Annotated in this window: 10 protein-coding genes and 1 pseudogene; 9 read left to right on the plus strand and 2 right to left on the minus strand. The window is 70.5% G+C overall.

Going from position 1 to position 15,362, the window contains the following annotated elements:
* Window positions 1-369 precede the first annotated feature (369 nt).
* The 5 genes from P3T29_RS14810 (at window position 370) to P3T29_RS14830 (ending at window position 9,297) form a co-directional block, all read left to right on the plus strand.
* Window positions 370-1,314, plus strand: coding sequence for a hypothetical protein (locus P3T29_RS14810; RefSeq protein ID WP_280716893.1), 945 nt, complete (start codon window positions 370-372; stop codon window positions 1,312-1,314).
* 214 nt (window positions 1,315-1,528) lie between these two features.
* On the plus strand, window positions 1,529-2,200 hold the full coding sequence (locus P3T29_RS14815) for a hypothetical protein (RefSeq protein WP_280716894.1): 672 nt from the start codon (window positions 1,529-1,531) through the stop codon (window positions 2,198-2,200).
* Between the two features lie 167 nt (window positions 2,201-2,367).
* On the plus strand, window positions 2,368-4,773 hold the full coding sequence (locus P3T29_RS14820; protein ID WP_280716895.1) for an excinuclease ABC subunit UvrA: 2,406 nt from the start codon (window positions 2,368-2,370) through the stop codon (window positions 4,771-4,773).
* A gap of 577 nt (window positions 4,774-5,350) precedes the next feature.
* A complete protein-coding gene (locus P3T29_RS14825; protein ID WP_280716896.1) occupies window positions 5,351-7,150 on the plus strand; it encodes an ABC transporter substrate-binding protein in 1,800 nt (599 codons plus the stop codon).
* Window positions 7,151-7,575: 425 nt separating this feature from the next.
* Window positions 7,576-9,297: a hypothetical protein gene (locus P3T29_RS14830; protein WP_280716897.1), complete on the plus strand. Its 1,722-nt coding sequence runs from the start codon at window positions 7,576-7,578 to the stop codon at window positions 9,295-9,297.
* Between the two features lie 445 nt (window positions 9,298-9,742).
* Here the strand turns inward: P3T29_RS14830 and P3T29_RS14835 are convergent, their stop codons facing one another.
* Complete coding sequence (locus P3T29_RS14835; RefSeq protein WP_280717007.1) at window positions 9,743-10,051, minus strand: hypothetical protein; 309 nt, start codon at window positions 10,049-10,051, stop codon at window positions 9,743-9,745.
* 364 nt (window positions 10,052-10,415) lie between these two features.
* A pseudogene (locus P3T29_RS32700) lies at window positions 10,416-10,583 on the minus strand (alpha/beta hydrolase); the annotation flags it as partial.
* Between the two features lie 310 nt (window positions 10,584-10,893).
* Between P3T29_RS32700 and P3T29_RS14840 the strand changes: the two are divergent.
* The 4 genes from P3T29_RS14840 (at window position 10,894) to P3T29_RS14855 (ending at window position 15,343) form a co-directional block, all read left to right on the plus strand.
* Window positions 10,894-11,967 (plus strand): serine hydrolase domain-containing protein, encoded by a 1,074-nt coding sequence (locus tag P3T29_RS14840; protein WP_280717001.1) that lies wholly within the window; start codon window positions 10,894-10,896, stop codon window positions 11,965-11,967.
* A 240-nt stretch (window positions 11,968-12,207) separates the two neighbouring features.
* A complete protein-coding gene (locus tag P3T29_RS14845) occupies window positions 12,208-13,215 on the plus strand; it encodes an ABC transporter ATP-binding protein (protein WP_280716898.1) in 1,008 nt (335 codons plus the stop codon).
* A gap of 61 nt (window positions 13,216-13,276) precedes the next feature.
* Window positions 13,277-14,467 carry an ABC transporter substrate-binding protein gene (locus tag P3T29_RS14850; protein ID WP_280716899.1) on the plus strand — a complete coding sequence of 397 codons (1,191 nt, stop codon included), beginning with the start codon at window positions 13,277-13,279 and terminating at the stop codon, window positions 14,465-14,467.
* A 3-nt stretch (window positions 14,468-14,470) separates the two neighbouring features.
* On the plus strand, window positions 14,471-15,343 hold the full coding sequence (locus tag P3T29_RS14855; RefSeq protein ID WP_280716900.1) for an ABC transporter permease: 873 nt from the start codon (window positions 14,471-14,473) through the stop codon (window positions 15,341-15,343).
* The last annotated feature ends 19 nt before the right edge of the window (window positions 15,344-15,362 follow it).

Consider the following 15,362-nt stretch of genomic DNA (forward strand, 5'->3'; position numbering starts at 1 on the left):
GGAGCTTCGTTGCGTTCGTGACGGGCCAGGCCCGGACCCCTTCATCGGCATGACCTGCGCACTCACATGCTCACCGGGACTTTGAAACGGCCCTGCCTTGAGCGTAGAGGCTTGAGCCTTGGGCGACGGCGATATGCCCGTTCCGAATCCTGCATGACGCCGAACCCCACGCCCGGAGTCCACGCCGGAGTCCACACCGGCCCCCACGCCTGGCTCCACGCCGGACTCCACCAGTCCGGACAGGCAACCGGCCTCATTCCCCCAAATCCGCTTCGCCGTACGGGGCGGTAACATCACCCTGGCCCCCCAGGGAATAACGATTCGCTCCGGGGTCTTTCTCGTGCTCCGGAACGGCCCTAGTCTGCGTCCGTGTCGATCTTTCGAATGTTTCGGAACTCCGGCCCCCGTCTGGTCCCAGAACTCGATGACAGCAATCTCGGCAGGGTGCGCAAGCAACTGGACACCCCTCCTATGCCGGGCCTGACTGATATTCAGGTCGACCAGATCGAGCGGGTCATTCAGGATGCTGGAACGGATTGGGACCGCCGGGCGCACCGGTTTCTGGTGCTCGCGGAATCCGCAGCGGATTCCGGTCTCGCGAGGTCCTGGCGGCGGCGTCAGCCGCGTAGCGCTGATGCGCTGATCTTCGAGGCGTGGGTCGAGCTGGTGCGCGGCCGTTCGGCGGGCCGGATGGAGGACGCGCACGCTGCGGCCGACAGTTGTCATCGCGCTGCCGAACTCCAGCCGAACGATCCGACGCCATGGGTGGTACTGCTCGGAATCCTGCGGCTGACGAGATGCGATCAGCAGGACGTTTTCAAGGTCTGGCACGAGGTGACGGCTCGCGATGCCTGGCACCGCGAAGCGCATATCCAGATGCTGGGTTACGTGTCACCGGAGGAGTGCGGCTCGCACGGCCAAGTGCTCGACTTCGTCGATTCCGTCCGGTCCCGGATAACCCCGGCGGTGCCTGCCGTCGGCCTGGAGCTGGCGGCGGCCGTCGATCACCACAACCGGACCGTCGCCCGGGGCGGCGTCGACGCGCTGCTGGCCAGAAGGCAGTGGACACAGGCACGCGCCGAGTCCGCGCTGGCCCGGGCACTCGCCGACTGGGTCCGGGCCGGCCGCCTGGGTCATGCGGCGGCCCTGGCCGATCTCAACATGCTGGCCTACGCGCTGGTCCAGGCCAACCGGCTCCCGGAGGCCGCAGAGGTCTTCCAGCTGATCGGAGGAACCGTCACGCCCTGGCCGTGGCGGCTGGACGGCGACCCGGTGCAGCAGTTCAGCTACTGGCAGGCGCAGGCTCTCCGCTGAGGCTCAGCGGGCGGGGCGCAGGTGTCGGCGGCCGAAGGCTGCGATCAGGTCGGCCGCGATACGCGCTGCCGACACCGGCTCGGTGGCGCGGTGCCGCTTCTCCCCCAATGCTGGAACCCGATGCCAACGCTTGAAGCCAGCGCTGGAACCCAGTGCTGGCACCCATCAGCGGGCGATGAACAACGGCATCGGCGTCCGAAGGGAGCGGCTCACGATGAACCGCAGCTGGCTTCCCGGGCTCGGCGAAGCCCTCGGCCACGGTCCCTGGGTCGCGGCCGCCGCAGCCGTGGCCGTCACGCCCGGAGCGATGTGGATCCTCGCTCTCCTGTTGGAGCGCCGCTGGATGGGGACGCGCGAGGGATTCGTGGCGGTCCTACTGGGCGACCCGCTGCTGGCAGTGGCGGTCGGCCTGGGCGTCCAACGGATGCGGGGCGCGCCGCCCACCGGACCGGCCGACCCGAGGTTCGCGTCGGCCTGGCTCGTGGGGTGCCTCGGATTCGGGCTGCTCCAGTGGCACACCGAGCTGCGCCACGGGTTCTTCACCCGTGAACAGGCCCTGGCCCCGACCAAGATCTGGCACCAACTGGTCGTGTACCCGCTGCTCGGCTACTGGCTCTGGACCTCCGTGATCGGTGGCCTGGCCGCCCCCGGCGCCGGGCCGGCCGACATCACGGTCCGGGCTCTGGTCATCCTCTGCGTCCTGGCCTGGCTGGCCACCAACGGCTACGACCGCCGACACCCCAAACTGGGCCACCCGCCCTACGACTGGCGACGGCTCCGGCCGCGCCCCCGGCCCTGGCCGGCCACCTCCACCACCCTCCGCGCGTACCGGGACACAGAACCGCTCGACACCGGACGCCGACGCGTCCCGGCCTCGGGGGGATGACGGGCCGCCCGGGTGCTACCTGCTGCTGCGGGGCGTTGACCCGAAGCGCCTTGGATACCTTGGTTCCTTGCGCCGAGCGCGCCCCGGCCGGCGTCCACCGGACGGGGTCGTGCCACCCCCGGCTGACACCGCCGATCAGGCGGGCCCGCCCAGCAGATGGAGAGACGATGAGCAAGGCCACGAGAGCGAACGCGCAGTCGCCTGCGCCGCACGCTGCCGACAGCCACGACCTGATCCGCGTGCACGGCGCGCGCGTGAACAACCTCAGGGACGTCAGCATCGAGATCCCGAAGCGCCGGCTGACGGTGTTCACCGGCGTCTCCGGGTCGGGCAAGAGCTCGCTGGTGTTCGACACGATCGCAGCGGAGTCGCAGCGGCTGATCAACGAGACCTACAGCGCCTTCGTACAGGGCTTCATGCCGACACTGGCGCGGCCGGAGGTCGACGTACTCGAAGGGCTGTCGACCGCGATCATCGTCGACCAGCAGCGGATGGGCGCGAACGCCCGCTCCACGGTGGGCACCGTCACCGACGCCAACGCGCTGCTGCGCATCCTCTTCAGCCGGCTCGGGAAGCCGCACATCGGCTCGCCCAAGGCGTTCTCCTTCAACGTCGCCTCGATCTCGGGAGCGGGTGCGGTCACCCTGGAGCGCGGGGGGAAGACCGTGAAGGAGCGCCGCAGCTTCACCATCACCGGCGGCATGTGCCCGCGCTGCGAGGGCATGGGGTCGGTGACCGACATCGACCTCACCCAGCTCTTCGACGACTCCAAGTCACTCACCGACGGCGCGATCACCATCCCCGGCTACACGCCGGGCGGCTGGAACTACCGGCTCTACAGCTCGTCGGGCTTCTTCGACCCGGACAAGCCGATCCGCAGGTACACCAAGAAGGAGCTGCACGACTTCCTCCACCGCGAGCCGGTCCGGATGAAGATCGAGGGGATCAACATGACCTACGAGGGGCTGATCCCCCGGGTCGAGCGGTCGATCCTCGCCAAGGACAAGGAGGCGATGCAGCCGCACATCCGGGCGTTCGTGGACCGGGCGGTCACCTTCACCACCTGCCCCGACTGCGACGGCACCCGGCTCAGCGAGGCCGCCCGGTCGTCGAAGATCGAGCGGATCAGCATCGCCGATGCGTGCGCGATGCAGATCAGCGACCTGGCCGAGTGGGTGCGCGGCCTCGACGAGCCGTCGGTGGCGCCGCTGCTCGCCACGCTGGAGCAGACCCTCGACTCGTTCGTGGAGATCGGGTTGGGCTACCTCTCGCTCGACCGGCCGTCGGGCACGCTGTCGGGCGGCGAGGCGCAGCGCGTCAAGATGATCCGCCACCTCGGCTCCCCGCTCACCGACGTCACCTACGTCTTCGACGAGCCCACCACGGGCCTGCACCCCCATGACATCCACCGGATGAACGACCTGCTGCTGCGACTGCGGGACAAGGGCAACACGGTGCTCGTCGTGGAGCACAAGCCGTTGACGATCGCGATCGCCGACCACGTCGTCGACCTCGGCCCCGGCGCCGGTACGGGGGGCGGCACCGTCTGCTTCGAAGGCACCGTCGAGGGGCTGCGGACCAGCGGTACCCTCACCGGCCGCCATTTCGACGACCGGGCCGCCGTCAAGGAGGCGGTGCGCAAGCCCACCGGCACGCTCGAGATCCGTGGCGCGACGGCGCACAACCTGCGCGACGTCGACGTCGACATCCCGCTCGGGGTGCTGGTCGTCGTCACCGGCGTCGCCGGCTCCGGCAAGAGCTCGCTCGTACACGGGTCGCTGCCGGGACGGTCGGGGGCGGCCGGCGAGGGCGTGGTGTCGATCGGCCAGGGCGCGATCCGCGGCTCCAGGCGGAGCAACCCGGCGACGTACACCGGGCTGCTCGACCCGATCCGCAAGGCGTTCGCGAAGGCCAACGGCGTGAAGCCGGCCCTGTTCAGCGCCAACTCCGAGGGCGCCTGCCCCAATTGCAACGGCGCCGGCGTCGTCTACACCGACCTGGCGATGATGGCCGGCGTCGCCACCACCTGCGAGGAGTGCGAGGGGAAGCGGTTCGAGGCCTCGGTGCTGGAGCACCGCCTCGGCGGCCGCGACATCAGCGAAGTACTCGCGATGTCGGTGACCGAGGCCGAGGAGTTCTTCGGCGCCGGCGAGGCGCGCACGCCGGCCGCGCACGCCATCCTCGACCGGCTCGCCGACGTCGGGCTCGGCTACCTCAGCCTCGGCCAGCCGCTCACCACGCTGTCCGGCGGCGAGCGGCAGCGGCTCAAGCTGGCCACCCACATGGCCGAGAAGGGCGGCGTGTACGTCCTCGACGAGCCGACCACCGGCCTGCACCTCGCCGACGTCGAGCAGTTGCTCCGCCTGCTCGACCGGCTCGTCGACTCCGGCAAGTCGGTCATCGTCGTCGAGCACCACCAGGCGGTCATGGCGCACGCCGACTGGATCATCGACCTCGGACCCGGCGCGGGCCACGACGGCGGCCGGATCGTCTTCGAGGGCACACCCGCCGACCTCGTCGCCGCCCGCTCCACCCTCACCGGCGAGCACCTCGCGGCCTACGTCGGCAGCTGACCGAGGCGGGCGGTGCCAGGCAGTCAGTGCCATGCGGTGGGTACCAGGCGGCAGCCTGACGCCCGCCGACGCTGCGCGGTTCTCGCGGTTCGACGCGGCTCGACGCGGTTCGACGCGGTTCGACGCGGCTCCAGGCCTGACGGACCTTCAGCACCGCGACGAACTGCGGGCCGCCGGTGGGCTGTCCGGGGTGAGCACGAACGCGAACGAGGGGCCGCCGGAGGAACAATCGCGCCATTTCCCGCGCGCCGGCGGCCCCTTGCACTTTTCCGAGGCATCGGGTCGCCGCAGCGGCGCTCCACACCCTTGACCGGCGCAGGCTCCGGTTGGGAGAGTCGTGATCAGTCAACGGCGCACCCGCAATTCGAGACACCTTCGAGAAGCACCTCGCGCTGTGTCCAAGGGAGTTCAGCCGCGCGGGCCGGAGAGAACCGGATACCGACGGCGACGACCTGACGGACAGGAACCACGGTCGGCACGGCGCAGCCGCGCACGTTCAGGTCGGCCGGACCCGCCCTCGTCGCGGGCTGTTCGTCATCCCCCACGCTCTTACCCTGACACCTGAGGAAAGTGCCTGATGACTCGCATGACCGACATATCCGGTATGTCCAGGACCAGATCCACCGTGCTGGCCCTCGCCGTGGGATCGCTGGTCCTCACCGGCACCACCGCCGGCACCTCCGCGACAGCCGCCACCGCCCAGGCCGCACTTACGGACCCCACGCAGATCACCTTCGCCGATGCGGCCGGATCCGCCGGCCCCGCGCAGCCGATTCCCGGAGCCAGCAGCGGCGGCACCCTGAACATGCTCCAGCAGGACACCTTCGGCCACCTCGACCCCGCCCAGATCTCGGTCAACAACCAGGCGCAGCTGGCCACCCTGCTGGACCGTGGCCTGACCGGCTACAAGCTCGACAACTCCGGTGCCTACTCGGTCGTCGGCGACCTCGCCACCGACAGCGGCCGGATGAGCGACGGCGGCAAGACCTGGAGCTACACGCTCAAGGACGGGATCAAGTGGGAGGACGGCACGCCGATCACCTCGGCCGACATCCGCCAGTCCGTCGAGCGCCTCTTCGCGCCGTTCGTCACCAGCGGCCCGACGTACCTCCAGCAGTGGCTGGCCGACAGCAACGGCACGGACTACCGCAACCTGCTGCCCGGCGGCCCTTACACGGGCAGCCACCTGCCGGACTCCGTGCTCGCCACCCCGGACGCGAAGACGATCGTCTTCCACTTCAAGAAGGCGCGGCCGGACCTGCCCTACGCGCTGGCACTGGCCGGCTACAGCGCGGTGCCGCAGGCCAAGGACACCAAGGAGGCGTACGACCTGGCGCCGGTGGCGTCCGGCCCGTACAAGATCCAGGAGTTCAAGCCGGGCGTCTCGATGACCCTGGTCCGCAACACCGAGTGGGACCCGGCGACGGACTCGTCGCGGCACCAGTACCCGGACCGGTTCCAGATCTCCTTCAACGTTTCCAGCGTGGACTCCACCCGCCGCATCATGAGCGACGCCGGTGCGGACCGGACCGCGACCTCCTTCACCAACTCGGTGGACGCGGGCAGCATCGCCCAGATCATGGCCGACCCGCAGATGGCCCAGCGGACCCTGGCCGGCTACCAGCCGTACGTCGCGCAGGTCAACTTCAACACCAAGCTGATCACCGACCGCCGACTGCGGCTCGCCCTCGCCTACGCCATCCCGACCCAGGCCGTGTTCGACGCCCAAGGCGGCACGTACGGCGCCGAGTTGGCCGGCAGCTTCATCAGCCCCACCCTGCCGGGCTACCGGAAGAGCGACCCGCTCGGCAAGGTCGCGCACCCCCAGGGTGAGCCGGACAAGGCCCGCCGGATCCTCAAGAGCGAGCACAAGTTGGGCATGAAGATCCGGTACGCCTACATCGACAGCCCGGCGGGCCGGCAGTACTCGGCAGCCATCGAGACCGCGCTGGACAAGGCCGGCTTCGACGTGCAGCGCTTCCCGATCCCCGGCCAGCACTACTACGACACCATCGGCATGACCGACAACACCTACGACATGTACGGCTCGGCGTGGGGTTCGGACTGGCCCAGCGGCCTGACCGTGATCCCGCCGGTCTTCGACGGCCGCACGATCGCCAACGGTTCCTCCGACTACTCGATGCTCAACGACCCCCGGGTCAACCGCCGGATCGACCGGATCGAGGCCATGACCAACCCGCAGAAGGCCGCGACGGCGTGGATGAAGCTGAGCGACTTCATCGCCAAGAACGATGTCCCGGCTGTCCCGACGGTCTACTACAAGCAGCTACAGATGTTCGGTTCGCACGTCGGCGGGGCGACCTACCAGAAGTTCTTCTCCAACATCGACGCGACGCGGCTGTACGTGAAGCCGTAGCGCCACCCTGGGGGGACGGCCGGGCGCGGCGAGAGGCCGGGGTTCTTCGGAACCCCGGCCTTTTGCGGCCTGCGGGGCGACATCAACTTACCGACTGATTACTGACTGATTGTCAGCAAGCTCGGCCCCCGGGCCACCGTGCACGGACGAAACCGCACCCCCTTGACGCGCGGGGTCCGGTACGGCCACTATCCACTGTGGGCGGGTGGCGGTTTGACACAGCATCACTGCAGGTCAGCCAGGCATCGACCGCATCGGTTGCGGCCAGGGCCGAGGCCGCCGGACAACCGGGGCCGCTCCCGACCGGGCTCGGCGCACGGCGTCGCGCCGGGGCCACCAGCCCTCAACCTCCCTGCCTCAGCGCCACGGTGTTCTCACCCGACCCCGTGGGCCGCACGACCCTGAACATGCACGGAGGACAGCAAGTGCCAGACCCAGTAGCCACCACACCCACGGACGCCGAACTCGCGGGTCGCATCCGCGGCGGACCGGAGCGGGACCGGTCGGCGGCCGACGAGATCGCCGACCGCCACCGGGCGGCGGTGCTGGCCTACGCGGACCTGTGCTGCCGGGACCTCCGAGCAGCGGAGGAACTCGCGGACGAGGCCTTCGCCCGGACGCTGGATGCGGTCCGCTCCGGGTCCGGCCCGACCGACGGCTGGCGCCCGTACCTGCTGGCGGCGGTGCGGCGTGCTGCTGCGCGATGGGCCGACACCGGGCGGGAACCGTCCCTCTCGGAAGGTTTCGCCTCCTGGCTGAGGAACCTGCCCTGCACCGACCTGACGGAAGCCTCCCGCCGGGCGGCGGCAGTCGCTGCCGAAGAGGCCTCGCTCCTCCTGCGGGCCTTCCGGAGCCTGCCGGAATCCTCTCAGGCCAACCTGTGGCGATACCTCGAGGCCCCCGCCGGGACACCGGAGACCCCGGCTGCGCCTGGGCTGACCCCGGCCCCGGACCCGGCAGCCCGACAGAGCCTCTATGAGGCCTACTTGCAGGCGTACGTCTCGCATACCCCCAACCGCTCCTGCCGCCACTTGGTGGCCGCGTTGGGCGACAGCGTCCGGAGCGGCATCTCCGCCCCGACGAACGAGCTCGAGCTCCATCTGCCCAGGTGCGGGAGCTGCCGCAGCGCGCGCACCGAACTCGTCGCCGTCCACGCCTGGCAACGCGCCATCCTGATACCGGCGTTGCTGCTGTGGCCGGGGGAACCGCCGGCGGATCCACCGGTCGCGGCGGCCGCAGCCCCGGGTGGAGCCGCTGCGAACGCGTCCGCCCACCAGCCCGCAGCCGGCAGCCGCCGCTTCCTCGGGTCGTCCCCGAGGAGGAGCGGGGTACTCCTGACGGCGGGCGCGGCCGTCGTGGTCCTGGCGATCGTGGGTGTCGTCGGGATGCGGCAGCCGCAGTCCCAGGCAGCGCCCGCCCTCCCGGCCCTGCCGACGGCGGCGACCCCCGCCTCGTCCCCGCCGACGGCGTCCACCTCCCCCGGCCCGTCCGCCTCGGCCAGTCCCTCCCCCGGCCCGTCGGTGTCGGCCACCACATCCGCCAGTGCCGCCACCGCCGCCACGTCCGGCCCGTCCACCCCGGCCGGACCGTCCCCCGACCCGTCGGCGTCAGCCGCGAGCCCCGCCCCGGCCGGCGCGTCGGCCCCGGCCTCCCCGACCGGCTCCACCTCACCGCCGCCCGCCACCATCCCCGCCACCATCGTCGGCGGCGGCCGCTACCACAGCATCAGCGCCGGCGGCAGCGGCGGCCAGGTCCTGGAGGTCTCCGGCACTTGCAGCTCCCCACTCGGCGCCGCCGCCGACATCAACACCTGGTGGTCCGACCACACCTCCGAGCAGTGGACCTTCACCACCAACCCCGACGGCACCGTCCGGATCAGCGACAACTGCTACACCCCCACCCACGTCCACACCGTGCTCACCGCCGGCACCGCCCCCGGAACCAACGCCTACCTGCTCGACTACTCACCCGGTAACCCCTCGCAGGAGTGGCGCGTCCTGCAGAGCACCGCCACCGGCGCACTGACCATCACCAACTCCGCCACCGGCCTGGCCCTCGCCACCACCGCCACCAACGCCGGCTCCACCGTGGTCACCAACACGGCCAGTGCGGCGGCCCCCGGGCAGTCCTGGACCGTCCTCTCCTGACGGTGACCGGCTCCGCCTCGACGGCGAAGGCGGAACACCACGGGCGGATCGCGCCTCCCGAAGCCCGACGGCGGACCGGCGTGCGCCATGGCGGCGAGCCGCACCACGGCGCAGCGGCCCCCATCTGATGGTGGGGGCCACTGCACGCGTTACTCCGTATGGGGGGAGCAACGGCCGCCGGACAGCAGTACTCGCACCGGCAGCCCGGACACCTCGGTGAAGTTGCCCGTTCCCGCAGGCGAGCTGAAGAGTACGCGCATGGCCCGAGCCTAGGGAACCGGAACGCCGGGCGGATGGTCATCGGCTGCGCGGCTGTACGTGAAGCCGAAGCGCCACCGCCGCCTCCGGGGGGACGGCCGGACGCCGCGTGGGGCCGGGGCTCATCGAAACCCCGGCCCCGCTGCGGCCCCCTCGACGCGTCAGCCGCATCGGTGCGCGCGCTCCGTCAGGAGTGGAAGCTGACCTCCGGGTTGGCTGCGGAGGGGCCGTCGAGGACCGGTTCCGGTATGCCCCGCAGGTGCAGGTCGAAGAACGCCCCGACGTAGGTGCGGGTGAGCTGCACCGATCGCTGGGCGGAGATCGTCGTACCGGGGGGCTCGGGGATGCCCAGCTTGTCGGCGAGGACCGGCACGTCGGTGAAGCTGCCGTGGTTGGAACCGGCGACGGTCACCCAGCGCTTCCAGCCGTCCAGGTTCGCCCAGCCGCTCGCCCAGGTGGGATCCACCGCGCCGCCCAGGTCGTGGCTGACCAGCATGAAGGGGCGACCGCCCAGGCCGGTCGCGGGGACCGGCGATGGTGCCGTCCAGGTTCACCCCGGCCAGCACCCGGTTGTCGGTGGCCATGGTCGTGACAGCGGCGTCACCGCCGAGGGAGTGCCCGGCGACGCCGATCCGCCCGGCGTCGATCATGCGGGCGTACCGCCAGGCCGGATGACGGCCGGTCAGCTCGTCGATCACGAACGAGATGTCCGTCGCCCGGCTCTCCGCCATGACCCCGGGACCGCCTGCGGGAGGCGTGTCGCAGATGGCGCAGGCGAGCGTCTGCCCGTCGGGGAAGGTCGTACCGGAGTTCTCGTAGGTGTGGTCGACGAGTGCGACGACGTACCCACAGCTGGCCAAGTCCTCGGCGAGGCTCGTGAGTTCGGTGCGCGGCATGGTGAAACCGGGCGAGAGCAGCACGAGCGGGAACCTGCCGTGCTCCGGCTGCGCGTCGGAGTGCGCCCAAGTGCCGGTCCGGCTGACCTCCTCGGCCGGGATGGTCGTACCCGGAAGCTTCAGCTGAATCATGAGCCGGGCGGCCTCGCATTCTCCCCCCCTGGTCCCCGGGTCGGACCAGGCCCTGGAGTCGCGAGACGACCAGGACCACGGTCCTGGGTGAAGGCGCCTCCCGGAGCACGCTCCCAGGGCGGTCTCGTGCTGGCAGCGGACGAGTTGCCGGGGCCCCGCATGGTCCTCTTGATCCGGGCCGAGGATCCCCGGCGCCTTCCATCAAGGAGTTTTCGTGAACGAGCATGCATCGCAGGGTTTCCGTCTCCCCCGGCGGCGGGATGGTCGACGCAGGGCGGTGGCGGCTGCGGTCGCCGTGGCTGCGGGCATCATGACGGTCGGCGCGCTGGCGCCGCTGTCGGCGTCCGCCGCCGCCAAGCCGGACACCGTCCAGCAGAGCCTGAACGCGCTGGTGCACAACGACGGCCTGCCCGCCGCACTGGCCACCGTCACGGACCGCGACGGCCGCACCCACAACTACACCGCCGGCGTCGCCGACCTGGCCACCAAGGCGAAGGTACCCGTCGACGGGCAGGTGCGGATCGGCAGCAACACCAAGACCTTCACCGCAGTCGTCGTGCTCCAACTGGTCGGTGAGGGGAAGGTCGCCCTCGACGCCCCCGTCGAGACCTACCTGCCGAACCTCCTGCGCGGCGACGGCATCGACGGACGCACCATCACCGTCCGCCAACTCCTCCAACACACCAGCGGCCTGCCCGACTACCTGAACAAGGACGAGATCCTCAGCAATCCGCAGCGGTACTACGAACCACGAGAACTCCTCGACGCGGCACTGGCCCAGAAGGCCCACTTCCACCCGGGCAAGCAGTGGGAGTACAGCAACACGAACTACCTGCTGGCCGGCCTGATCATCCAGAAGGTCACCGGGCGACCCCTCGGCGAGGAGATCACCCGACGCATCATCAACCGCGTCGGACTGCGGCACACCTACTTCCCCGCCCCCGGGGACATGACCGTCCACGAAGCCCACCCCAAGGGCTACAACAGGGACGCGGCCGACGGATCCATGCGCGACGTCACCGAACTGGACCCCTCCTGGGGCTGGGCGGCGGGCGCGGTCGTCTCCACCAACAGCGACGTCGACCGGTTCTTCACCGCACTCCTCGGCGGGCGCCTGCTCCCTGCGGCGCAGCTGGCCCAGATGCGCACCACCGTGCCCGCCGACGCGGTGGGCCCGGGCACCCGCTACGGACTGGGCCTGATGAGCCGGCCGCTGTCGTGCGGCGGCCTGTACTGGGGCCATGGCGGGACCATTCCGGGGTACGAGACCGCCGGGGGCGCCACCGACGACGGCCGGGCCGTCGACATCGCCGTGACCATGATCCCGAGCGCTGCGGCCAGGCAGCACATAGCGGCCGCCGTGGACGCGGCCCTGTGCCGCTGAGCCGCCGGTCGGGCTGACCCGCCGGGTCGGGCCGGGCGAGCCGGGCCGACCCGGTCGTGCTGCCACCGTCAGGCTGACCCGGGTGGCGGGTGGCCTGCGGGACTCCGGGCAACGCGACGGACAGGGGCCGGGACGCCCGACCCCGAACCAGAGTTCGGATGTTTTCCGCCCGGCGGATGAGCGCAGAGATGGGTGCAGACATCGCTGTGGGTCCGAGTGGCAGGAAGAGGCAGGCGCGAGATGGCGGCTGATGACGGCACTGCGGTCCGGCTCACCGGGCTGCGCAAGGCCTTCGGTGCGACCGAGGCCGTGGCCGGGGTGGATCTGGAGGTCCGGGACGGCGAGTTCTTCGCCATGCTCGGTCCCTCCGGCTCCGGCAAGACGACCGTGCTGCGCATCATCGCGGGCTTCGAGGAGCCGACTGCGGGTACGGTCGAACTCGCCGGGCGGGAGGTCACCCGGCTCGCCCCGTTCGAACGTGACGTCAACACGGTGTTCCAGGACTACGCACTCTTCCCGCACATGACGGTCGAACAGAACATTGCCTACGGCCTGAAGATCCGCAAGGTCCCCAAGGCCGAGCGCCGGGAACGCGCCCACGCCGCGCTGAGCAGCGTCCGCCTGGACGGCTACGAGCGACGCCGACCCGCACAGCTCTCCGGCGGCCAGCGCCAACGCGTCGCCCTGGCAAGGGCGTTGGTCAACCGCCCGCGCGTCCTGCTGCTCGACGAACCGCTCGGCGCGCTCGACCTGAAGCTCCGTGAGGAGATGCAGGTCGAGCTGAAGCAACTGCAGCGCAGCGTCGGGATCACCTTCGTCTTCGTCACCCACGACCAGCAGGAGGCGCTCACCATGAGCGACCGGATCGCGGTGTTCAACCACGGCCGGATCGAGCAGGTGGGCACCCCTGCCGAGATCTACGAGCGGCCCGCCACCCCGTTCGTGGCGGGCTTCGTCGGCACGTCCAACCTGACCAACGGCTTCAGCGTCCGACCCGAGAAGATCCGCATCCTGGCCGAGGGTTCACCCGCCGAGTCCGAGCACGACGAGGCGGCAGGAACCGTCGCCGAGGTGGTATATCTCGGTGAATCCACCCGCTTCATCGTCGACCTGGACAGCGGCGGCCGGCTCACCGCCCTGCGCCAGAACCTCGACGCCGACGCCACCGAGGTCGCCGCCTACCGTGGCCGACGCGTCCTGCTCCGCTGGCACCGACGCCACAACTTCGCTGTCGTACAGAGCACTTGACCGGCCCATCCGGCGACCAGTCAGTCAATCGACCACCCGACGTCATCAGATCGGACTCCCCGTGCGCTCTGCTCTCAAGTCGCTCGTCGCCATCGGTGTGCTGGCTCTCGCCACCGCCTGCAGCTCGACCCCGGCGAAGACCGCCCCGGACGGCAGCTTCACCCCGCCCAAGCTGACCGCGCAGCAGTCGCTCGGCGCAGGGGAGGGCCAGGTCAACCTGATCGCCTGGGCGGGCTACGTGGAGAACGGCTCGGACGACCCCAAGGTCGACTGGGTGACGCCCTTCCAGAAGCAGACGGGCTGTCAGGTCAACGTGAAGGTGGCCGGCACCTCCGACGAGATGGTCAACCTGATGAAGAGCGGCCAGTACGACGCCGTCTCGGCCTCCGGCGACGCCTCGCTGCGCCTGATCGCCTCGGGTGACGCGGCACCCGTCAACACCGACCTGGTGCCCAGCTACCAGGACATCTTCCCCAGCCTGAAGCTGCAGAAGTGGAACTCCGTCAACGGCGTCGCCTACGGCATCCCGCACGGCTACGGCGCCAACCTGTTGATGTACCGGACGGACAAGGTCAGCCCCGCGCCGACCTCCTGGGGTGCGGTCTTCCAGCCGGACTCCCCGTACAAGTCGCACATCACGGCCTACGACTCGCCGATCTACATCGCCGACGCCGCGCTCTATCTCGCCAAGACCAAGCCGGAGTTGGGTATCACCAACCCGTACGCGCTGGACCAGCGGCAGTTCGACGCCGCAGTCGCACTGCTCAAGCAGCAGCGCGCCAACGTCGGCGAGTACTGGAGCGATTACCTCAAGGAGGTCTCCGCCTTCAAGAGCGGCGACTCGGTGCTCGGCACCACCTGGCAGGTGATCGCCAACACCGCTCAGGGCGAGCAGATCCCCGTCAAGGCCGTCCTGCCGGACGAGGGCGCGACCGGCTGGTCCGACACCTGGATGCTCTACAGCAAGGCCGCCCACCCCAACTGCGCCTACAAGTGGATGGACTGGATCACCTCCGCCAAAACCAACGCGCAGGTCGCCGAGTACTTCGGTGAGGCCCCGGCCAACCAGAAGGCCTGCGACAACACCTCGGACAAGAACTTCTGCGCCGAGTACCACGCGGGCGACGCCGCCTACTACCAGAAGATCGCCTTCTGGACCACGCCGATCCCGCAGTGCGTCGACGGCCGCAGGAACGTCAAGTGCGTGCCGTACGCGGACTGGGTGCAGGCCTGGACCGCCATCAAGGGCTGACGGGTGACCACCGACTCGGCCGGCCGGCGGCTGGCGGGAGCCCTCCACCGCCGCCCCCGGCTGCGGCTGGGCCTGCTGCTCGCCGCGCCGCTCACCTGGCTGCTGGTGGCCTACCTCGGGTCGCTGGCCGTGCTCTTCCTCTCCGCCTTCTGGACCACCGACCCGTTCACCTCGGACGTGGTCAGGTCCTGGACCACGGACAACTTCCGGACGCTGCTCAGTGCCCCGGTCTACCGGACCGTCGCGCTGCGCAGCCTCGGCGTCGCGGCGGCGGTCACCGTGATCGACGCGGTGGTCGCCCTCCCGATCGCCTGCTACACCGCCCTGGTCGCCAAGCCCTCCCGCCGCCCACTGCTCGTGGTCGCGCTGCTCACCCCGCTGTGGGCGAGCTATCTGGTCAAGGCGTACGCCTGGCGGATCATCCTCGCCAACGGCGGCCCACTCGACTGGGCGCTCGGGCCGCTCGGCCTGCACAGCCCCGGCTACGGCCTGACGGCGGTGATCCTGGTGCTGGCGTACCTCTGGCTGCCGTACATGATCCTGCCGATCCACGCGGGCCTGGAGCAGCTGCCGGCGAACCTGCTGGACGCCTCCGCCGACCTGGGTGCCCGGACCTGGCGTACCGTCCGGTCCGTCGTCCTGCCGATGGTGCTGCCCTCCGTCGCGGCCGGGTCGGTCTTCACCTTCTCGCTCAGCCTCGGCGACTACCTCGCGGTGCAGATCGTCGGCGGCCGCAGCCAGCTGATCGGCAACCTGATCTACGCCAACGTCACCCTCAACCTGCCGCTGGCCGCCGCGCTCGGCACGGTCCCGGTGGTGGCGATCCTGCTCTACCTGCTGGCCGTACGCCGCAGCGGTGCCCTGAGGAGCCTCTGAACGATGCAGCCCGCCCGTC

The sequence above is a fragment of the Kitasatospora sp. MAP5-34 genome (assembly GCF_029894335.1).
Taxonomy (GTDB): domain Bacteria; phylum Actinomycetota; class Actinomycetes; order Streptomycetales; family Streptomycetaceae; genus Kitasatospora.